The sequence below is a fragment of the Geothrix sp. SG200 genome, from assembly GCF_022808935.1.
Lineage (GTDB): Bacteria > Acidobacteriota > Holophagae > Holophagales > Holophagaceae > Geothrix > Geothrix alkalitolerans.
Genome location: NZ_JAKZFR010000007.1, coordinates 21,413 through 40,953 on the forward strand (window position 1 = coordinate 21,413; position 19,541 = coordinate 40,953).

The following is a 19,541-nucleotide window of genomic DNA, read 5'->3' on the forward strand; positions in this document are numbered from 1 at the left end:
GCGATGACGCTCATCAAACCGGACGACACCTGGGCCCTCTGGGCCTTCCTCTTCGCCTGGGCCGCGGTCAGCATCCACCTCGAGCAGCGCTACCGCTGGGCCTCCGCCGTCTCCGGCTGCATCCTGGCCCTGGGCGGGGGACTGCTGTTCGCCAACCTGGGCGTGGTCCCCATTGCGAGCCCGGTCTACGACAGTGTCTGGACCTACGTGGTGCCCATGGCCGTGCCTCTCCTGCTCTTCACGGCGGACCTGCGGAAGATCTGGCGGGAGAGCGGGCGAGTCTTCGGGGCCTTCCACATTTCCACCCTCGGCACGGTCCTGGGCACCATCCTCGCCACGGCCCTGCTGGGGCGGAGGATCCCCGAGATCGGCGGCATCTCGGCCATGTTCTCCGGCAGCTACATCGGCGGGAGCGTGAACTACGTGGCCATGTCCGAAGCCTTCCGCGTCTCGCCGGGCCTCATCAACGCGGGGCTGGTGGCGGATAACCTGCTGATGGCTGTCTTCTTCGGACTGCTCACCGCCCTGCCCAGCGTGGTCTTCATCCGGCGGAAGTACCCCACCCCCCTCCTGGACCAGCTCGAGGCCGCACAGGGGTCTGGAACCGACAACCCCGCCTCCAGCTACTGGGGCCGCAACGAGATCTCCCTCAAAGACCTGTCCGCCGCCCTGGCCTGCGCCCTGCTCATCGTCACGGTCTCCGTCAAGCTCGCGGCCGCCGTCGGGGCCAGCGGCCTCCCGCCGCTGCTGAAGGGGCTCATCGGGCAGAAATACCTCCTGATCACGGCCCTGACCGCCGGCCTTGCCACGGCCTTCCCCCGGTTCCTGTCCGGCATCCGGGGGGCCCGGGAACTGGGCACCCTCCTCATCTACCTCTTCTTCGTGGTCATCGGGGTGCCGGCCTCCATCTCAAACGTCCTCCGGGAGAGCCCCATCCTCCTGGCGTACGCGGCCATCATCCTGGCGGTGAACCTCCTCGTCACGCTCCTTCTGGGAAAGTGGACGCGCCAGGATCTGGAGGTGCTGCTCGTGGCCTCCAACGCCACCATCGGCGGCCCCACCACCGCCGCGGCCATGGCCATCGGCAAGGGCTGGAACAGCCTTGTCCTTCCAGCGCTCCTCACGGGAGTCTGGGGCTACGTCATCGCCAGCTACCTCGGCTACTACATCGGCACCTACGTCGGCGCCGTCTTCGGCCGCTGAAGGTCGGTTGCCTCGGCCGCCCCGGACCGCCTAGAATCCTGGCAAACCCCGGAGTCCCATATGCGTGCCCTTGCCTTCGGCGCCGCCCTGGCGCTGGTTCCCGCCCTCATCCTGTCCGCAGGCACCCCCAGATCCCGCAAGCACTCGGGCGGGCCGGTGAAGACCGCTGGCGAGGCCAAATCCATCGCCGAGCGGGAGACCGGCGGCCGAGCCATCAGCGCCCGGCGCATCCCGCTGAATGGCGCTTCCGGAGGCTGGGAGGTGGACCTCCGCATGCCCGGCGAGGAGCGGGGCTGGCGCTGCATCATCGACAGCGACACCCACATGGTCCACAGCAAGGCCCGCATCGACCAGCCGGGCGCCAAGGGCAAGGCCGACGGCACCGTCCGCATGGTCAAGGGAAGCCGCTGACGGAGGCTCCCCGATCTGCGGCGACCGTTCACCGGTTTTTCCCACCGCACGGCCTGTCCGGCTTGACAGCCCGGCCTAGAATCGTACGTGCGGCCGATGCCGCAAGGAGAACGACACATGGGTCTGATGGACTGGGGCAAAGCCCAATTCCTCGACATCCTCGAATGGCTGGATGATTCCAACGACACGCTGGCCTGGCGCTTCCCCATGCGGGGGCAGGAGATCCAGAACGGCGGCAAGCTGGTGGTGCGCGAAAGCCAGGAGGCCGTCTTCGTCAACGAGGGCCAGCTGGCGGACGTGTTCAAGCCCGGCACGCACAACCTCACCACCCAGAACCTGCCCATCCTCGCCACGCTGAAGGGCTGGAAGTACGGCTTCGAGAGCCCCTTCAAGAGCGACGTCTACTTCATCTCCACCAAGCTCTACAACGACCTGAAGTGGGGCACCTCGAACCCCATCATGATGCGCGACGCCGACTTCGGCATGCTGCGCATCCGGGCCTTCGGGATCTACTCCATCAAGGTGGTGGACAGCGGCACCTTCCTCAAGCAGCTGGTTGGCACCAACGGCGTCTACACCGTCCCCGACATCTCCGAGCAGCTCCGCAAGACCATCATGAGCCGCTTCACGGACACCCTCGGTGAGGCCAAGATCCCCGCCCTCGACCTGGCCGCCAAATACGACGAGATCTCGGACCTGGTGAAGCAGAAGCTCCAGGACGAGTTCAAGACCATGGGCCTGGAGCTCTCCAAGTTCTTCGTGGAGAACATCAGCCTCCCCGAGGAAGTGGAAGCCATGATGGACAAGCGCACCGGCGTGGGCATGATGGCCCCCGTCATGGGCGCCTACACGCAGATGCAGGTGGCCGACAGCATCCCGCTCGCCGCCCAGAACCCCGGCGGCGTCGCCGGCATGGGCATGGGCGTGGGCCTGGGCTTCGGCATGGGCAACATGATGGGCCAGCAGATGACAGGCGCCGCTCAGCAGATGGGCCAGCAGGGCTTCCCTGCCGGCAGCGCCCCTGCCGCGCCCGCGGCTCCCGCGAAGTCGCTCAAGGACGAGCTGACCGAGCTCAAGGAGCTCTTCGACGGCCAGCTCATCACCCAGGCCGAGTACGACACCCAGCGCGCGGCCATCATGAAGAAGCACGGGATGGGAAGCTGAGTCCTCAGGCCTCGGTCCTCAGTCTTCAGGAAAGGGCGGCCTGGGCCGCCCTTTTTGCAGTTACCGAGGACTGAATACTGGGGACTGACCACTCCTAGTGGTGATGATCCGCCTCCACCTCGTGCCGGTGGATGAACCGGTGGTGGTGGTGGTCCGCCATCTCTCGGGTTTCGAAGTGGACTGTCAGGTGGCGGACGCCGTGGCGATCCCACAGCAGGCGTTCGATGCGCTCGAGGTGGGCCTCGGTGTCTCCCAGCCGATCCGCCTCCACGATGATGTGGGCGGTGGCGATGGTGAGGTGGCTGCACATCTTCCAGCTGCGGAAATCCTCCACGCCGAGGATGCCCGGCAGCGCCATCAGCTCCGCCTTCACGGACTCGTGCTCGAAGGCGGCGCGATGCATGAGGATCCCCACGGCGTCCCGCAGCAGCAGCACGGCGCCCCGCAGGATGACCGCCAGGATCACCAGGGCGATGGCCGGATCCACCCAGCGCCAGCCCGTGAGGCGGATGAGGATCATGCTCCCCACGAGGGACACGCTGGTGAGGCTGTCGGCGAAGGCGTGTAGATAGGCGGCGCGGAGGTTGGCGTCCCGCTCCAGCAGGCTGCGGTCCCGGGGCACCAGCACCACCGTGGCGGCGATGTTCAGCAGGAGGCCGATGCCCGAGAACACCAGCACCCAGCCGGTCTGGATGGGCACCGGGTGGCGGAAGCGGGCCAGGGCCTCCCAGCCCACGGCCCCGGCGAGAAACAGGAGGAATCCCACGCCCACGAGGCTGTTGAACACTTCCAGGCGGTGCCAGCCGAAGGTCCAGCGGTCGTCGGGGTCCCGCCGGTTGGCCAGCCAGAGGCTGAGGATGCCCAGGCTGTTCACCAGCACATCGTTCAGGTTCTCCAGGCTGTCGCTCACCAGGCCGATGGAGCCGGTCCACCACCCGCCGAGGCCCTGGAGGACGAAGCTGGCGAAGAAGATGCCGGCGCTCCAGGCCAGGCGCCCGGTGGTGCTGGGCCCGTGATGGTGGTGGTCCGACATCATTCGCCCCGGTACTGGGGTTTCCGCTTCTCCCGGAAGGCGGCCAGCCCCTCGAGCCGATCCTTGGTGGGGATCACCTGGGCGTAGCAGGCCTGCTCGAAAGCGAGGCCCGAGTCCCGGTCCAGCTCGAGACCCCGGTTCACCGCCAGCTTGGCCATGCGCAGCGCCACGGGCCCATTGGGGAGGATCTCCCGCGCCAAGGCCAGGGCCGCGTCCAGGGCGCCGCCCGCGGGAACCACCCGGTCCACGATCCCCAGGCGCCCGGCCTCCTCCGCTCCGATGCGGCGGGCCGTGAAGATCAGCTCCTTGGCGCGGGAGGCGCCGATGAGCCTCGGCAGCCGCTGGGTGCCTCCGGCGCCCGGGATGATCGCCAGGGCCGTCTCCACCAGGCCCAGTTTCGCCTCGGCACCCGCCACGCGGAGGTCCGCCGCCAGGGCCAGCTCCAGCCCGCCGCCGAAGGCCGCCCCTTCCAGGGCCGCGATGACGGGCACCGGCAGGTCCTCCAGCTCCGTGAAGGCGCTCCGCAGGCCGTGGACAAAGGCGGCGGTCTCGACTGGGGACATGCCCGCTCGCTCCTTCAGGTCCGCCCCCGCGCAGAAGACGCCGGGCACCAGGCTGTGCACCACCACCACCCGGACCTCCGGGTCGAAGCACAGGTCCGCGAGGGCCTGGCGGAACTCCGCCATGAGCTGCCGGCCCAGCGCGTTCTTGGCGGCAGGCCGATCGAGGCCCAGCAGGACTAGACCCGCATCGGCCCCCCCCAGGCGTTCGACGCGGATCTCCATCAGCCCAGCTCGACGATGGAATCCCCCTCGTTCAGGAACTGGTCCGGGGTCACGAAGACCTTCTTGACCGTCCCCTCCTCGGGGCTCCCCACGGGAATCTGCATCTTCATCGACTCGATGATCACCAGATCCTGGTCCTCGCCCACGGAATCCCCTTCCGCCACGCAGACTTCCAGGACCTTCCCAGCCATCTCGGCCCGCACCAGCGCCATCCAACACCTCTCGAAAAGGACGATGGCCCCAGTGTAGCGGTCTGCCGCGTCATTCGTCCTTGTCGGAGTCGCCGATCACCACCAGGTCGTCGTCCTCGTAGGCGAAATCGCCTTCCTCCATGAGGACCTCGCGGACCTTCCCGCACTCCGGGGCGTTGATGTAGAAGGCGGTGCGGGAGGCGTCCGTGCCCTCGAGGATCATCAGGGGCTCGTCCTCCTCCACCTCCTGGCCGGGGCGGACAAGGACGTCCACCACATAGCCCGGCCATTCCGCCCGCACGATCATGCTGCCTCCCTTTCGCCCATCCGCGACCTTGGCGGGGAGGTTATGGCGGACGGGCTTCCCGCGCAAGGGCCAGAAGCCGTTCTTTTCGTCACATCTCCGGTAGGCGATACTGGAGGGCTTGGAGGATGGAATGGCTGTCGCCTGTGGCATCGTGGGTCTCCCCAATGTGGGAAAGTCCACCCTTTTCAACGCCCTCACCCGTGCGGGCGCGGCTTCGGCCAACTACCCCTTCTGCACCATCGAGCCCAACACGGGCGTGGTGGATGTGCCGGACCCGCGGCTGGCGGCCCTGGCGGAGATCGTGAAGCCCCAGCGCATCCTCCCCGCGGCCCAGGAGTTCGTGGACATCGCGGGCTTGGTGCGCGGCGCCAGCAAGGGCGAGGGCCTGGGCAACGCCTTCCTGGGCCACATCCGGGAGACGGACGCCATCGTGCAGGTGGTCCGCTGCTTCGAGGACGGCAACGTCACCCACGTGGAGGGCGGCGTGAACCCCGAGCGGGACCTGGGCATCATCGAGACCGAGCTGGTCATCAAGGACCTGGACGCGGTGGAGAAAGGCCTGGAGCGCCACCGGAAGATCGCCAAGACCGGCAACAAGGAATCCCAGGCCCTGGTCGCCGTGCTGGAGCGGGTCTTCGCCGCCCTGGACGGGGGCAAGTGGGCCCGGACGGCCGGCCTGTCCCCGGAGGACAAGGCCCTGATCAAGTCCTACGGCCTGCTCACCCTCAAGCCCACGCTCTTCGTGGGCAACATCGGGGAGGAGGACATCCGGAACCCCGAGGGCAACGCCCACTACCGGAAGCTGCAGGAGCTGGCCGCCGAGCGCCAGGCTCCCTGCATCCCCATCTGCTCCAAGCTCGAGGCCGAGATCCAGGACCTGCCGGAGGAGGACCGCCCCCTCTTCCTGGAAGAGGCCGGCCTCTCCGAGCCCGGCCTGAACGTGCTCATCCACGCCAGCTATGACCTGCTGGGCCTCCAGACCTACTTCACCGCCGGGGTGAAGGAGGTGCGGGCCTGGACCATCCACAAGGGCGACACGGCCCCCCAGGCCGCCGGCGTCATCCACACGGACTTCGAGAAGGGCTTCATCCGCGCCCAGGTCATCGCCTACGAGGACTTCATCCAGTACAAGGGCGAGCAGGGCGCCAAGGACGCCGGCAAGATGCGCACGGAGGGCAAGGACTACATCGTCAAGGATGGCGACCTGATGAACTTCCTGTTCAACGTCTAGGGCCTACCGGGCCTCGATCGGCATGCGCCGCAGCCGCTCCACCCGCACCTCCATGGGGGGATGGGTGGAGAAGAGGCTCATGAGGCCGCCCCCGCTCAGGGGGTTCACGATCATCATGTGGGCCGTGGCGGGCTCGGCGGACGCCATGGGCAGCTGCTGGTTGTAGGCCTGCAGGCGCTCCAGGGCCGAGGCCAGCATGTCCGGCCGGCCCGTGAGGTGGGCGCTGTAGTCGTCCGCCAGGTACTCCCGCGACCGGCTCACCGCCATCTGGAGCAGGATGGCCGCCAGGGGGCCCAGGATCATGATGGCGATGCCCGCCAGGGGGTTGGAGCGGCCCTCTTCGTCGCGGGGCGAGATCCAGAAGGCCATGCGGGAGAGGAACATGATGGCCTGGGCCAGCACGGCCGCCAGGCTGCCGATGAGGATGTCCCGGTGCTTCACGTGGCCCAGCTCGTGGCCGAGGACGGCCTCCAGCTCGGGTCGGCTGAGGATGCGCATGATGCCCTCGGTCACGGCCACCACGGCATGCTCGGGGTTCCGGCCCGTGGCGAAGGCGTTGGGGGTGTCCTCGGGGATGATGGCGATGCGGGGCGTGGGCAGGCCGGCACGCTGGGCCAGGTTGGCCACGATGGCGTAGAGCTCGGGAGCGTCGGTCTGGTCCACCACCTTGGCGCCGTAGCTGGCCAGCACGATCTTGTCGGAGAAGAAATAGCTGATCCCGTTCATCACGAGACCGATGGCCAGCGCCAGCACCATGCCGGACTGCCCGCCGAAGTAGCCGCCGATCCACACCAGCAGGCCGGTCATGGCCACGATGATGAGAAGGGTTTTCGCCTGGTTCATGAAGTTGCCTCCAGGTACCAGGATACGAAAGGAATCAAGCGCCCCAGTCCTTTAGGCGCCAGGTAGGCCCATGCGCTTGACGACCACCAGGGTCACGTCGTCCCGGAAACGGCCGTCCTCCAGGTGCTGGAAGGCCTCCACCAGCAGGGCCTCGAACAGCTCCTCCGCCCCCGCCTGCGGACGCCGCAGGACGACGTCGGCCAGGCGCCCGTCGCCCAGCTCCTCGCCGGCGGCGTTTTCTGCCTCCACCAGGCCGTCCGTGAAGATCACCAGCGCGTCGCCCGGCCCCATGGAGGCCCGGCCCTCGGCGAAGGCGGCCCCGGGGAGCAGGCCCACCATGGGGCCGGTGGGCGCCAGCCGGACGACTTCGCCGCTGGCCCGCACCACCAGGGGCGGGTTGTGTCCCCCATTCACGAACCGGAGGTCACCGGTCAGGGGATTGAGGCTCGCGGCGAACAGGGTGGTGTAGCGATTGCCGTCCCGCACGTCGTTCATGCGCCGGTTCAGGCGCTCCGCCAGCTTGCCCCAGTCCTGCACGCGCCGGCCGCCGAGGGCCCGGAGGAAGGCGGAGAGCTGGGTCATCATCAGGGAGGCGGGGAGGCCCTTGCCGGAGATGTCGCCCACGGCGATGTGGAGCCGCTCGCCCAGCTCCTCGTCGCGGGCCATCCACAGGTCGTAGAGGTCGCCGCCCACGGCCTGGTAGGGCAGGTTCGCGGCGGCGCACTGCCAACCGCTGGGCTCGGGAAGCGCCTTGGGGAGGAGGCGGCGCTGGATGTCCCGGGCCAGGTCCAGGTCCTTCTCCAGGCGCTCGGCCTGGCGGCGGGCCTCCCGGAACTCCAGGTTCGAGAGCTGGGAGGAGGTGAGGTTCAGCAGGGTGTGCAGGAAGACCTCATCGTCATCCGACAGTTTTCCCACCGCCGGGTCCGCCGCATAGGCGAAGCCGTGGCTGTGGTCCTGATCCTGCAACTCGACGGCGTGGACCAGCCCCTTCGCCTCCACCATCTCATGGAGGGAATCGCCTTCCAGCACCCCCGGAACCGTGCCGAGCCCCTTCGCGTGCAGCACGGTGCCCTGGGCATCCACCACCAGGAGGCGCATGATCCTGAATTCGCCCATGAGCGTATTGGCCATGAGCCGGACCAGGTCCTGCCGGGTCTCCACCTGGCCCAGGTTGCGGGTGAGTTCGAACACTGTGTTCAGGCGGGAAAGCTGCAGGGCCAGGGCCTGGTTCTGGGAGCTGCGCACAGCCTCGGCCCGGCGCCAGGCCAGCAGGGGGGCGCTGATGGACAGCAGCAGCGGCACGGCCCCTGGCGGCTCCTCGGCGCGCAGAACCAGGTGGCCGTAGATCTCCTCGCCGTAGGCCCAGGGCAGGACCTGCCAGCCCTCGCCCGGGTGGGTGGGGAAGGCTGGCGCACCCCCCCGCAGGAACAGCCACTTGCCGCCGTCCCACAGGCCACCCTGACCCGTCTTGGCGATGCCCATGGCGGTGATGCCCACCAGGTGGACGAGGTCCTCCTCTGTGCCCTGGTCCGGAAAGGTCTCCAGGAAGTCGATGAGCGGGAGCAGCTCCTGGGCCCCCTCCGGGATCTTCAACGCCAGCTGGCGGAGACGGTCGAAGGGGTTGGTCGGCATGGGGGGCGGACCTGGCGTCAGTCCAGCTTCTTGATCAGACAGCACTCGTTCCGACCGGAGGCCTCATCCGCCTTGAACCGCACCTCGTCCATGAACCGGCTCATGAGCAGCAGGCCGAGGCCGCCCTTCCGGGGATGCTTGATGTATTCCTTGGGATCCGGCAGCACCACCTGGTCGCCGCGAAGGCCCTGGCCGGAGTGGAGGATGTGGATCTCGAGCGCCTCCTCCGTGAACCGCAGCTCCAGCTCGACGCTGTGCTCCCCCTCCCCGTGGTAGGCATGGAGGATCACGTTGGTCACGGCCTCGTCCACGGCGATGCTCACCTTGGCGGAGGTGGCGTCGTCGAGGCCGGCCACCAGCGACGCCCGCTTGGCCAGACCCGTCACCAGGTTCAGGTAGCGGGTCTGACTCGGGATCACGAGTCGGAACTCGGCTGGCTCCATGCTGACCGCCACGCTCACCCCTTCCGCTCGGGCGCGACCGCGGCGAGCGCCTGGTCCTCATCGCCGAACACGCGGTAGAGCTGGGTGAAGCCGAGGGTGTCGAAGATGGTGAAGACGTTCGGCTGGAGATCGGACAGGAGGATGTCCCCCTTGTGGTCCCTGACCGTCTCGATGAGGCCCATGATGGCCCCGAGGCCGGCCGAGCTGATGTAATGGAGATCCCTGCAGTTGAGAAGGATGGTGTACCGTCCGTCGCGGACCAGCCCCTCCAGGGCCTCCTCGAACTCGCGGACCGTGTGGGCGTTGATGAAGCCGGCCGGAAGCAGGATCGCCACATCACCGGCCTGTCTCATCGCAATGGAAAGATCCGCCATCCGCCATCTCCAAGGAACCTGGGCCATCCTATCGGTTCCCCAGGGCAAATACCAGCAAACGGGGTTCCCACCCGAACTTGGGATACCCTGGATCCGAACCTTTCACCCGAGCCCCCCATGAGCGCCGCCCGTCCTGAGGACCAGCCCATCCACGCCGCCCTCCGTGGCCTGGTGGAAAACTGGGTGAACCAGAAGAACCAGAGCCTGCTCGAGGAGGTCATCGCCACCTGGCAGCTGGCCATGGACCGGTTCCATCCCGACGACGCGCTGATCGAGAAGCTCCGCCAGGCCATCCCGGCCCAGGCTTCGGCTGAAACAGATGGGGGCGGAACCATGGGATCCATGGCCGCCTTCTCCTCCGCCCTCGACCTGGTCGAAGGCGCTCCCTCCCAGAGCGACCTTCTGAAGCGCCTTCTGGACGGCCTGGACCCCCTCGTGGAGCGCAGCGCCCTCTTCATCGTCAAGCAGGGGCTGGCCTCCCTGTACGCCCACCGGGGCTTCGAGGCGGGCGCCCCCCTGAAGCCGGGAGCCGTGGTGCCCCCCCCGGACCTGGAGTCCGTCATCCAGGGCCTGGGGCGATCCCTGAGGAAGAAGGGCGCCGGCTATTCGGCCCTCGTCTCGGTGCTCAGTTCCTTCGAGGCCGCGGACCTGGTCGTCCTGCCCCTGCGCCACAAGCGGAAGACCGTGGCCCTGCTGCTCGTGGACAGCGGCCTGCGCCAGAAGATCGACCACCCCGAGCTGGTCCGGGCCCTCGTGCTGGCGGCCTCGGCCGCCCTGGGAGGTCTGGCGGCAGGGAAGGATGAGGCCGCCCATGCCCTGCCTCCGCCCCCGCCAGCAGGCTTGCCGCCTTCAGCCCCGCCTCCCTCGGCTCCGCCGTCATCGGAGCTGCCGCCCGCCTCGCCCCAGCCGCTGCCACCCCTTCCCAGCAGCCACTCGAGCGCCCCCACGCAGATGGTGCCCGAGCCCATCGAAGCCCCCGCGGCCTTGGACCTGGACCCCAAGACCCGGGCCGCCGCCGAGCGGCTGGCGCGGGTCCTGGTGGGGGACGTGGAGCTCTATTTCCCGACCAAGGTCGCCCAGGCCCAGACCCACGGCAACCTGTATGGGCTGCTCCGGGAGGAACTCGAGCGGAGCCGTGCCACCTTCGTGGAGCGCTTCGGAGAAGACGTCGAGGCCCATCACCGGATTTTCACCAGCACAGTCGTGAACCAGTTGTGCGAAGGCGATGCCTCCAAGCTGGGACCGGCCCCCTGGGCCTGAGATCTCCCACCATAAGAAGTGACAACCGGATCAGAGTCTGGTAGAACCTTGTTCCTTTGGGCATGGGCGAGGAACAAGTCAATGGCGGATCTCGGCAAGAAGTACACGTGTTTCCAGTGCGCGACGAAGTTCTACGACTTCGGCAAGCCGGAGGCGGTCTGTCCCAAGTGCGGCGCGAACCAGAAGGCCGCTCCGGCCAAGCCGCGTGCCGTGAAGAAGGAGAAGAGCGTCCACGTCATCGAGGACGACTTCGCGGCCGAGCCTGAGGCGGAGAACCTCGAGGAGACCTTCAACGAGAGCGGCGTGCCCCTCGAGCGGGGCCGCGGCGAGGGCTTCGATCCCGGCGACCTGCGCATGGACGACTACGACGAATAGGCCCCTTCGCTGCGCTCATGGGTAGGGGAAGTGCTGGAGGGGGCGTGATTCACCCGCTCGTGGATCGGCATACGCATCTTGAAGGCGCCCTGGCCCCTGCCTGGGTCCGGAGCGAAGCGGAACGCCGCCGGCTGGCGCTGCCCGGACCGCTGGAAACCCTTTGGTCCGGTGGCTCCGTGCCGTTCGAAGGGTTCATCGAGGCCTTCCTCTTCGGCGCCGCGCTGCTGGACAGCCGGGAGGCCGTCCGAGAGGCGGTGCGGGCGGTGGTCCAACGGACGCATGCCTGCGGCGGGTCCGGCTTCGATCTCTGGGCTTCTCCGCATTTCCTCGTGGCGCACCGTGGCCAGATCACCCTCGACGCCTTCTGGCGCGGGGTGGAGGAGGGCCTGGCCGAGGCCGCGGTCCAGGGCGTCCGGGGCTGCGTGGTGGTGGATGCCGTGAACCACTTCGGCCCCAAGCATGGCCACTCTGTCCTCGACCTGGTGCTGCCGGAGCTGCCGCCCTTCGTGAGGGGCTTCTCCACGGGCGGCCTGGAGGGCAGTCCCTTCCGGGACTGGGCCCCCGTCTTCGACCGAGCCCGGGACGCGGGCCTGCGCGTCGCCGCCCATGCGGGCGAGAACGGGCCGGGTTCGAATGTGCGCGAGGCCGTGCTGGAGGGGGGCGTGGCCCGCATCGTCCATGGCATCCGGGCCGACGACGCCACCCTGGACCTGCTGGCGGACCGGGGCGTCCCTGTCGACATCTGCCCCACCTCCAACCGGGCCCTGGCCGCCGACGTGGCGCCCCATCCCCTCCCCCGGATGCTGGCCGCCGGCGTACGCTGCGCCCTGGGCACGGACGACCCCGGTGTGGCCCCCTGCGACCTCCGCACTGAAGCTGCCGCAGCCCGATCCATGGGCCTGGATGCCACCGCCCTGGAGACCCTCCGCCGGAATGGCGCGGAGGACGCCTGGTGCCTGGCCTGACACCCCGGCGGGTGGCATGGTTCCCTCGCCGGATCCTCGCTCCATGGCCTGCCCCGCAGGCCATTCTGCGGTCCGCCGGTCGACCAGGGCTCGAAGCGCCCAGAGCTTCCAGGTAGACTAGGAGATTCGGTGCGCGCCCGGCTCCGGCCTCCGCGAGCGAGGCGAGCGGGAGGACGCGCCAGAAGGCGCGTCTAATAGGCCACGGGCGAAGCTGGATAGAGCCTTCAGCATCCGGCGCTCTATCCAGCCAACCCGGGGGTCGAAGCGCCCGGAGCTTCCAGGTAGACTAGGGGATTCGGTGCGCGCCCATAGCTCAGCTGGATAGAGCATCAGGCTTCGAACCTGAGGGTCGGGCGTTCGAGTCGCTCTGGGCGCACCACCGGCAATGACAATTCGGCAACCCTGCGAGCGTGGCGGAACTGGTAGACGCACTGGATTTAGGTTCCAGCGGTTCACACCGTGTCGGTTCGAGTCCGACCGTTCGCACCACATCGTATGACCCTCGCATCACACGGAGCATCCATGTCCGCCACCCTGCATCACCAGTCCCCCACCCGCAAGGCCGTTGAAGTGACGGTGCCCGCCGCCGAGGTGAGCGCCACCTTCAACGAGGTGGTGGCCAAGATCGCGCCGAAGGTCCGCATCCCCGGCTTCCGCCCCGGCAAGGCCCCCCGGCCCGTCCTGATGCAGCGCTACGCCCGCGAGATCCAGTCCGACGTGGCCCAGCAGCTCGTGGAGAAGCACTTCTGGAAGGCCGCCCAGGAAGCCGGCGCCCTGCCCATCTCCCATCCCTCCCTGGAGAAGCTGGACCTGAAGGAGGGCGCCGACGCCGTCTTCCGCGCCCAGTTCGACGTGGCCCCCGAAGTGGCCCTGCCGGACTACAAGGCCATGGCCCTCACCAAGAAGAAGCGGGCCATCGACGAGTCCACCGTGGCCGAGCACCTGGAGGGGCTCCGCCAGCGGGCCACCAAGCTCCTGCCCGTGGAGGACGGCGCCGTGGCAGAGGGCCTGGTCGTCACGTGCGACATCCGCGTGAAGCCCCAGGGCCTCAAGGCCCAGACCTACCAGGACCAGGTGCTGGAGATCGACGGCAAGCGCCCCTTCGACGCCCAGATCCTCGGCATGAAGGTCGACGAGAAGAAGGCCTTCAACCTCACCCACCCGGATGACGACGCCAACAAGGTCCTCGCCGGCAAGTCCCTGGCCTACGAGGTGCAGGTCAAGGACATCCGCCGCAAGGACGTGCCCGTCCTGGGCGACGACTTCGCCAAGGACATGGGCGCCTTCGAGAACCTGGACGCCCTGAAGGCCGCCGTGAAGAAGGACCTGGAGGAGGCCGCCGAGCGTGACGCCGTGGCCCGCCTCCACGCCAACATGCTCGACACCCTGCTGGAGGCCGCGCCCTTCGAGGTGCCCCGCTCCATGGTGGCCCTGCAGCTCGATGATTACTGCCAGGAGTTCGCCCAGCACGTGGCCCGCCAGGGCATGGACCCCAAGAAGGTGAACTGGCAGGGCTACCGCCAGTACCGCCTCAACGACGCCGAGCGCGCCGTCCGCAGCGGCTACCTGCTCCAGGCCATCGGCAATGCCGAGAGCATCGAAGTGCCTGAGGCGGACATCGACACCGAGATTCGGAACTTCATGGCCGAGAACCAGGTGCAGCAGCCCTTCGAGGCCTTCAAGGCCGAGCTCGAGCGCCGCGGCAACACCACCGAGATCAAGGGCCGCCTCCGCACCGACCGCATCTTCACCCACCTGCTCGCCACCGCCAAAGTCACCGAGGAGCAGCTGGACAAGGCCGCCTTCGAGGCCCTGGTCGAGCTGGAGCGCAAGCGCGAGGCGGGCCTGCCCGTGAACCGCTTCGACGCCGGCGGCCTGGAGGGCGGCGACCTGGAGGGCCAGGAGGGTGGCGAGCCCGCCGCCGTGGCCCCCGCCGGCCACGTCCACGGCCCCGACTGTGACCACGACCATGATCACGGTCACGAGCAGGGCCACGAGGAGGAGGCGGCTCCCGCCAAGAAGCCCGCGGCCAAGAAGGCCAAGGCCGAGCCTGAAGCCGAAGAGAAGCCCAAGAAGGCCGCCAAAAAGGACGAACCCGCCGCCGAGAAGCCCAAGAAGGCCGCCGCCAAGAAGGACGAGCCCGCCGAGGACAAGCCCAAGGCCAAGAAGCCCGCGGCCAAGAAGTAGCGGTCTGCGCAGATCACCCAGAGAAGGCGCCTGCTGGCGCCTTCTTGCTATCCTGATGAGCCAGCCGGAGGGCCCATGCCCAGCAGCTACTATCCCCCCATCGTCATCGAGCAGACGCCGCGCGGCGAGCGCAGCTACGACATCTATTCGCGCCTGCTGAAGGACAACATCATCTTCCTGGGCACGGCCATCGACGACAACGTGGCCAACGCCATCGTGGCCCAGATGCTCTTCCTCGAGAGCGAGGACCCGGACAAGGACATTCAGATCTACATCAACAGCCCCGGCGGGAGCGTCACCGCGGGCCTAGCCATCTACGACACCATGCAGTTCGTGAAGAACGACATCGTCACCTACTGCATCGGCCAGTGCGCGTCCATGGGCGCCCATCTCCTGGCCGCGGGCACCAAGGGCAAGCGCTTCGCCCTGCCCAACGCCCGCATCATGATCCACCAGCCCAGCGGCGGCGCCCAGGGCCAGGCCACGGAGATCGAGATCACCTTCAAGGAGATCCAGCGCCTGAAGGAGAACCTGGCCGCCACCTTCGCCAAGCACACGAACCAGCCCCTGAAGAAGGTCATGAAGGACATGGACCGCGACTACTTCATGGGTGCCGAGGAGGCGCTGGAATACGGCATCGTCGACAAGGTCCTCTCCGAACGGCCCGCCTGATGAACACCAGTCTTTCCGCCCTTCCCGCCTTCGAACACCTGGCGCGGATCCCGCTCTACGTTCCCGGCAAGCCCATCCAGGAGGTCCAGCGCGAGCTGGGTCTCACCTCCATCGTCAAGCTCGCCTCCAACGAGAATCCCTGGGGCCCCACCGATGCCGTGAAGGCCCGGGTGGCCGCGGTCATCTCCGGCTCCGAGTTCGAGGGCCTCGGCCTCTACCCCGTGAGCGACGGCTACTACCTCCGCCAGCGCATCGCCGAGCGCAAGGGCCTGGACCTGGACCGCGTGGTGCTGGGCAACGGCAGCAGCGAGATCCTGGAGATGGTGGCCAAGGCCGCCTTCCTGGATGGCGGCAGCTCCGTCATCCCGAAGCACAGCTTCGCCATCTACGGCATCGCCACCCAGACGGCCGGCGGCCGCGTCATCGAATCCCGCGCCTCGGCCACGGAGCTCGACGCCGACGACATCCTGCGCTCCGTGGCGGCAGATACCCGCCTCGTCTACCTCGGCAATCCCAACAACCCCACGGGCATCCGCTTGGAGAGGTCGGAGCTGGAACGCCTGGTGCGCGAGCTGCGGGAGGACATCGTCCTCGTGGTGGACCAGGCCTACGCCGAGTACGAGGATCCGGACACGTATCCGGATGCCGCGGCCTACCTGGACCAGCGCCCGAACCTGCTGGTCCTCCACACCTTCTCCAAGATCCACGCCCTGGCCGGGCTCCGCATCGGCTATGGGCTCGGGTCCAGGGAGATGATGGGTTTCCTGGAGCGGGTGCGCAGCCCCTTCAACACCAACCACCTGGCCCAGGCCGCCGCCGAAGTGGCCGTGCAGGACCTGGCCTTCGAAGCCTTCTCCCGCCAGAAGAACACCGAGGCCCGAGCGGCCTTCGTGGCGGAAGCCGCGAAGCACCGCTGCCAGACCTCGGGCACTTCGGGCAACTTCATCCTCGTGGAGACCGCCTTCCCCGCCGCCGACCTGTTCAAGGAGCTGCTCCAGCGCGGCGTGATCGTGCGGCCCATGCAGGGTTACGGCCTGCCCAACCACCTCCGCGTGACCTTCGGGAAGCCCGAGGAGATGGAGGCCTTCTGGAAGGCCGCGGGACCGCTGCTTGACGGCGGCTGCTGAGTGGCGCAGGTTCCAGACGAGATTGAGCGGCTGCGCGCCCTGCTCGCGCAGGGTGCGCATGGGGAATGCCGGGAAGGGCTGGCGCGGCTGCGGGCCCGCTACCGCACCGAGCCCGGAGCCTTTGATGCCGAGGCCATCGCAGCGCTGAAAGGCTTGGCGGCAGGACTGGAAGCCCCGCCGGATCTGGAGTCCGCCCTCAAGGCCACCTTCGGCTATGCCTCCTTCCGACCCGGGCAGCGGGCCATCATCGAGGCGGTGATGGCGGGTCGCGACGTGGTGGGCATCATGCCCACGGGCGCCGGCAAGTCCCTCACCTTCCAGCTGCCCGCGCGGCTGCTGGGCGGGGTGACGCTGGTGGTGTCGCCCCTCATTGCCCTCATGAAGGACCAGGTGGACGCGCTGACCGAGGCCGGACTCCGCGCCACCTTCCTCAACTCCAGCCTCGACGCGGAGGCGCGCCGCGAGCGCATCCGCGCCCTCAAGAACGGCGAGCTGGAGCTGGTGTACGCGGCGCCCGAGGGCCTCGAGCTCTACCTCGCCGACCTGCTCCGCGAGGTGGATCTGCGCCTCATCGCCGTGGACGAGGCCCACTGCATCAGCCACTGGGGCCACGATTTCCGTCCCGCCTACCGCACCCTGGCCGGCCTCAAGCGGCGCTTCCCGGGCGTGCCCGTCCTGGCCCTCACGGCCACGGCCACGCCCGAAGTGCGCCGCGACATCGCGGAGCAGCTGGAGATGCGGAAGCCCGTCGAAGTGCAAGGCTCCTTCTTCCGTCCCAACCTGCGCATCAGCGCCTACCGCAAGGGCGCCGAGGGACTGCCGCCCGTGCGCGAGGCTCTGCTGCGGCTCGTACTGGCGCGGCGCGGCGAGAGCGGCATCATCTACTGCCTGTCGCGCAAGGCCGTGGAGGGCACGGCGGCCTTCCTGCGCGACGAGGGCGTCCTCGCCGCCGCCTACCACGCGGGCATGGACGCCGCGGCGCGCTCCGCGGCCCAGGAGGCCTTCCAGCGGGATGACGTGGATGTCATCGTCGCCACCGTCGCGTTCGGCATGGGCATCGACAAGAGCAACATCCGCTACGTCATCCACCGCGACATGCCCAAGAGCGTGGAGGGCTGGTACCAGGAGATCGGCCGCGCGGGACGCGACGGCGCCGACGCCGATTGCGTCATGTTCTACGGCTGGGGCGATGTGCTGAGCTACGACCGGTTCACGGATGGCTTGGAGGCGAACCTGGCTCAGGCCCAGCAGCGCCAGACCCGGGATCTCTTCCGCCTGGCGGATGCCACGCGCTGCCGCCACCAGGCCCTGCTGGCCCATTTCGGGGAGCGCATGGAGCCCTGCGGGGCGTCCTGCGATGTCTGCTCCGGGGCGGATCCGCTGGAAGCCGCGCCGAAACCCGGCAAGGCCAAGCGCGGCTCGCCGCGCGGAACCCGCCCGGCCCTGCCCGAGGGACCGGTGGACGGCGAAGAGGCGCTCTACCGGGATCTGAAGGCCCTGCGGAAGCAGCTCGCCGATGCCCGGGGCGTGCCCGCCTACGTGATCTTCAGCGACGCCACACTCCAGCAGATGGCCCGCTTCCAGCCCGCCACCGAGGCGGAATTCCTGGCCCTGAGCGGCGTGGGGCCGAAGAAGCTCCAGCAGTACGGCGAGTCCTTCCTCCGCCTTCTGCGTGAAAAGACGATCTAATGGTAACCTTCCAGTAGCCTGGGCCTCTGTCACAACCTGGAACGGCCCCCGTTGATATCAAAGGAGATAAGGCCTCCTTGACCCTGCCCTGTCTTGCGGCTGATCCCGGAGGAATTTAGGGTGGGATGAGGCATTGCCCACTCGGGTGTCATTTGTCTTTTCCCCCACGTCGCGGAGGTGGATCCATGAGCTTGAAAGAACGCATCAGAGACCTCGCCAGGCTCTGCTTCCAGCTGGGGAACAACTGGATCACCCTGCTGGGCGTGGCCCTGACGACCAGCTCCGCCTTCACGCTCGTCTGGTTCTGGTTCATGGAGCTGACCAGCCCCCGGGCCGTCCACCCCTACGTCGGCATCCTGCTCTTCCTCGCCCTTCCCGCCATTTTCCTCGTGGGCCTGGTCCTCATCCCCGTGGGCATCCTCCGGGTGCGCCGCCAGCGCCGCCTGTCGGGCGAGGCCCCCACACCCCTCCAGAAGGTGGACTTCACCCAGCCTGGCATCCGCCGCCTGCTGCTGGTGGTGGGCGCCCTCACCTTCATCAACGTCGGCATCCTCGGCACCGCGGGCCTCAAGGGCGTGGAGTACATGGACTCCAACCGCTTCTGCGGCCTCACCTGCCACACCGTGATGAGCCCCGAGTACACCGCCTTCCTGAATTCGCCCCACTCCCGCGTGGGCTGCGCCCAGTGCCACATCGGCCACGGCGCCCCCGCCCTGGTGCGGGCCAAGATCTCCGGCACCCGTCAGCTCTTCGCGGTGGCTTTCGGCACCTACTCCCGCCCCATCCCGAGCCCCGTCGAGCACCTGCGTCCTGCCCGCGAGACCTGCGAACAGTGCCACTGGCCCCAGAAGTTCACGGACGACAAGCTGCTCATCCGCACCAAGTTCGCCGATGACGAGGCCAACACCCCCTCCACCAGCATCCTCCTGCTGAAGATCGGTGGGCACACCGCCAACGGCACCACGGGCATCCACGGCCGCCACCTCGACGCCATGGAGCGCATCAGCTACATCAGCACGGACCACCGCCGCCAGGAGATCCCCAAGGTCACCTACCGCGACGACAACGGCCAGCTCGTGGAGTACATCACCGACGACTACAAGAAGCTCACGCCCGACCAGCTGGCCAAGGCCACTGAGCGCAAGATGGACTGCATCGACTGCCACAACCGGCCCACCCACACCTTCGAGCTGCCCGACCGCGCCGTGGACAAGTCCATGGCCAACGGCCTCATCAGCCCCGAGCTACCTTATATCAAGAAGAAGGCGGTGGAGCTGCTGAAGGTCGAGTACGCCAGTCAGCAGGAGGCGGGTTCGAAGATCGTGCTTGGCATCAACGAGTTCTACCGCACCACCTACCCCGACGTGTTCAAGCACAAGCGGGCCCAGGTGGACGCGGCCGCCGAGGCCGTGAAGGCGATCTACATGCGCAACGTGTTCCCCGAGATGAAGCTCACATGGGGCACGCACCCGAACAACATCGGGCACGAGGAATCCGTGGGCTGCTTCCGCTGCCACGACGGCAGCCACACCGCCGCCGATGGCCGCACCATCAAGGGCGACTGCGATACCTGCCACACGATCCTGGCCCAGGACGAGAAGGATCCCAAGGTCCTCAAGGATCTCGGCATGAAGTAATGGCAAGGCCGG

20 protein-coding genes and 2 tRNA genes are annotated in these 19,541 nt (G+C 68.1%); 14 read left to right on the top strand and 8 right to left on the bottom strand.

The window, feature by feature from the left end:
• The first annotated feature begins 3 nt into the window (after nucleotides 1–3).
• The 3 genes from ML539_RS13355 (at nucleotide 4) to ML539_RS13365 (ending at nucleotide 2,778) form a co-directional block, all read left to right on the top strand.
• Nucleotides 4–1,203 (top strand): DUF819 family protein, encoded by a 1,200-nt coding sequence (locus tag ML539_RS13355; RefSeq protein WP_243324623.1) that lies wholly within the window; start codon nucleotides 4–6, stop codon nucleotides 1,201–1,203.
• 60 nt (nucleotides 1,204–1,263) lie between these two features.
• Nucleotides 1,264–1,614, top strand: coding sequence for a hypothetical protein (locus tag ML539_RS13360; protein ID WP_243324624.1), 351 nt, complete (start codon nucleotides 1,264–1,266; stop codon nucleotides 1,612–1,614).
• Nucleotides 1,615–1,731: 117 nt separating this feature from the next.
• Entirely contained in the window at nucleotides 1,732–2,778 is a 1,047-nt protein-coding gene (locus tag ML539_RS13365) for an SPFH domain-containing protein (protein ID WP_243324625.1), read from the top strand.
• Between the two features lie 94 nt (nucleotides 2,779–2,872).
• On the opposite strand, the gene ML539_RS13370 is transcribed toward ML539_RS13365, so the two are convergent.
• Genes ML539_RS13370 through ML539_RS13385 form a run of 4 tightly spaced genes read right to left on the bottom strand, consistent with a single transcriptional unit; the run spans nucleotide 2,873 to nucleotide 5,094 of the window.
• Nucleotides 2,873–3,811: a cation diffusion facilitator family transporter gene (locus ML539_RS13370; RefSeq protein ID WP_243324627.1), complete on the bottom strand. Its 939-nt coding sequence runs from the start codon at nucleotides 3,809–3,811 to the stop codon at nucleotides 2,873–2,875.
• Nucleotides 3,811–4,596: an enoyl-CoA hydratase-related protein gene (locus ML539_RS13375; RefSeq protein ID WP_243324628.1), complete on the bottom strand. Its 786-nt coding sequence runs from the start codon at nucleotides 4,594–4,596 to the stop codon at nucleotides 3,811–3,813. Before ML539_RS13375 ends, ML539_RS13370 begins: the two co-directional genes overlap by 1 nt.
• Complete coding sequence (locus ML539_RS13380) at nucleotides 4,596–4,808, bottom strand: acetyl-CoA carboxylase biotin carboxyl carrier protein subunit (RefSeq protein ID WP_243287621.1); 213 nt, start codon at nucleotides 4,806–4,808, stop codon at nucleotides 4,596–4,598. The genes ML539_RS13375 and ML539_RS13380 overlap by 1 nt, the downstream gene beginning before the upstream one ends.
• Nucleotides 4,809–4,857: 49 nt before the next feature.
• Nucleotides 4,858–5,094, bottom strand: a complete 237-nt coding sequence (locus ML539_RS13385) for an acetyl-CoA carboxylase biotin carboxyl carrier protein subunit (RefSeq protein ID WP_243287622.1) — start codon at nucleotides 5,092–5,094, stop codon at nucleotides 4,858–4,860.
• Between the two features lie 130 nt (nucleotides 5,095–5,224).
• Here ML539_RS13385 and ychF point away from each other — a divergent pair, with 130 nt between their 5' ends.
• Nucleotides 5,225–6,325, top strand: a complete 1,101-nt coding sequence (gene ychF / locus ML539_RS13390) for a redox-regulated ATPase YchF (protein WP_243324630.1) — start codon at nucleotides 5,225–5,227, stop codon at nucleotides 6,323–6,325.
• A gap of 3 nt (nucleotides 6,326–6,328) precedes the next feature.
• On the opposite strand, the gene htpX is transcribed toward ychF, so the two are convergent.
• Genes htpX through ML539_RS13410 form a run of 4 tightly spaced genes read right to left on the bottom strand, consistent with a single transcriptional unit; the run spans nucleotide 6,329 to nucleotide 9,596 of the window.
• Nucleotides 6,329–7,168, bottom strand: coding sequence for a zinc metalloprotease HtpX (gene htpX / locus ML539_RS13395; RefSeq protein ID WP_243324632.1), 840 nt, complete (start codon nucleotides 7,166–7,168; stop codon nucleotides 6,329–6,331).
• 51 nt (nucleotides 7,169–7,219) lie between these two features.
• Nucleotides 7,220–8,800: a PP2C family protein-serine/threonine phosphatase gene (locus ML539_RS13400; protein WP_243324634.1), complete on the bottom strand. Its 1,581-nt coding sequence runs from the start codon at nucleotides 8,798–8,800 to the stop codon at nucleotides 7,220–7,222.
• 17 nt (nucleotides 8,801–8,817) lie between these two features.
• Nucleotides 8,818–9,255 (bottom strand): ATP-binding protein, encoded by a 438-nt coding sequence (locus ML539_RS13405; RefSeq protein WP_243324636.1) that lies wholly within the window; start codon nucleotides 9,253–9,255, stop codon nucleotides 8,818–8,820.
• 2 nt (nucleotides 9,256–9,257) lie between these two features.
• Nucleotides 9,258–9,596, bottom strand: a complete 339-nt coding sequence (locus tag ML539_RS13410; RefSeq protein ID WP_243324638.1) for an STAS domain-containing protein — start codon at nucleotides 9,594–9,596, stop codon at nucleotides 9,258–9,260.
• A 138-nt stretch (nucleotides 9,597–9,734) separates the two neighbouring features.
• Between ML539_RS13410 and ML539_RS13415 the strand changes: the two genes are divergently transcribed.
• From ML539_RS13415 to ML539_RS13460, 10 genes are all read left to right on the top strand, one after another.
• Nucleotides 9,735–10,877, top strand: a complete 1,143-nt coding sequence (locus ML539_RS13415) for a hypothetical protein (protein WP_243324641.1) — start codon at nucleotides 9,735–9,737, stop codon at nucleotides 10,875–10,877.
• A gap of 81 nt (nucleotides 10,878–10,958) precedes the next feature.
• On the top strand, nucleotides 10,959–11,252 hold the full coding sequence (locus ML539_RS13420; RefSeq protein WP_243324642.1) for an FYDLN acid domain-containing protein: 294 nt from the start codon (nucleotides 10,959–10,961) through the stop codon (nucleotides 11,250–11,252).
• 44 nt (nucleotides 11,253–11,296) lie between these two features.
• The gene (locus ML539_RS13425; protein WP_243324644.1) at nucleotides 11,297–12,217 is read left to right on the top strand and encodes an amidohydrolase family protein; all 921 of its coding nucleotides are present in this window, start codon (nucleotides 11,297–11,299) and stop codon (nucleotides 12,215–12,217) included.
• A 302-nt stretch (nucleotides 12,218–12,519) separates the two neighbouring features.
• Nucleotides 12,520–12,596: transfer RNA gene (locus ML539_RS13430), tRNA-Arg, on the top strand.
• Between the two features lie 25 nt (nucleotides 12,597–12,621).
• Nucleotides 12,622–12,706: transfer RNA gene (locus ML539_RS13435), tRNA-Leu, on the top strand.
• Between the two features lie 33 nt (nucleotides 12,707–12,739).
• Nucleotides 12,740–14,404, top strand: a complete 1,665-nt coding sequence (gene tig, locus ML539_RS13440) for a trigger factor (RefSeq protein ID WP_243324645.1) — start codon at nucleotides 12,740–12,742, stop codon at nucleotides 14,402–14,404.
• A 75-nt stretch (nucleotides 14,405–14,479) separates the two neighbouring features.
• Nucleotides 14,480–15,076, top strand: coding sequence for an ATP-dependent Clp endopeptidase proteolytic subunit ClpP (gene clpP, locus ML539_RS13445; RefSeq protein ID WP_243294996.1), 597 nt, complete (start codon nucleotides 14,480–14,482; stop codon nucleotides 15,074–15,076).
• Nucleotides 15,076–16,203, top strand: coding sequence for a histidinol-phosphate transaminase (gene hisC, locus ML539_RS13450; protein WP_243324646.1), 1,128 nt, complete (start codon nucleotides 15,076–15,078; stop codon nucleotides 16,201–16,203). The genes clpP and hisC overlap by 1 nt, the downstream gene beginning before the upstream one ends.
• The gene (locus ML539_RS13455) at nucleotides 16,204–17,892 is read left to right on the top strand and encodes an ATP-dependent DNA helicase RecQ (protein WP_243324647.1); all 1,689 of its coding nucleotides are present in this window, start codon (nucleotides 16,204–16,206) and stop codon (nucleotides 17,890–17,892) included.
• Nucleotides 17,893–18,077: 185 nt separating this feature from the next.
• Nucleotides 18,078–19,529, top strand: coding sequence for a NapC/NirT family cytochrome c (locus ML539_RS13460; RefSeq protein ID WP_243324648.1), 1,452 nt, complete (start codon nucleotides 18,078–18,080; stop codon nucleotides 19,527–19,529).
• Nucleotides 19,530–19,541 lie beyond the last annotated feature (12 nt).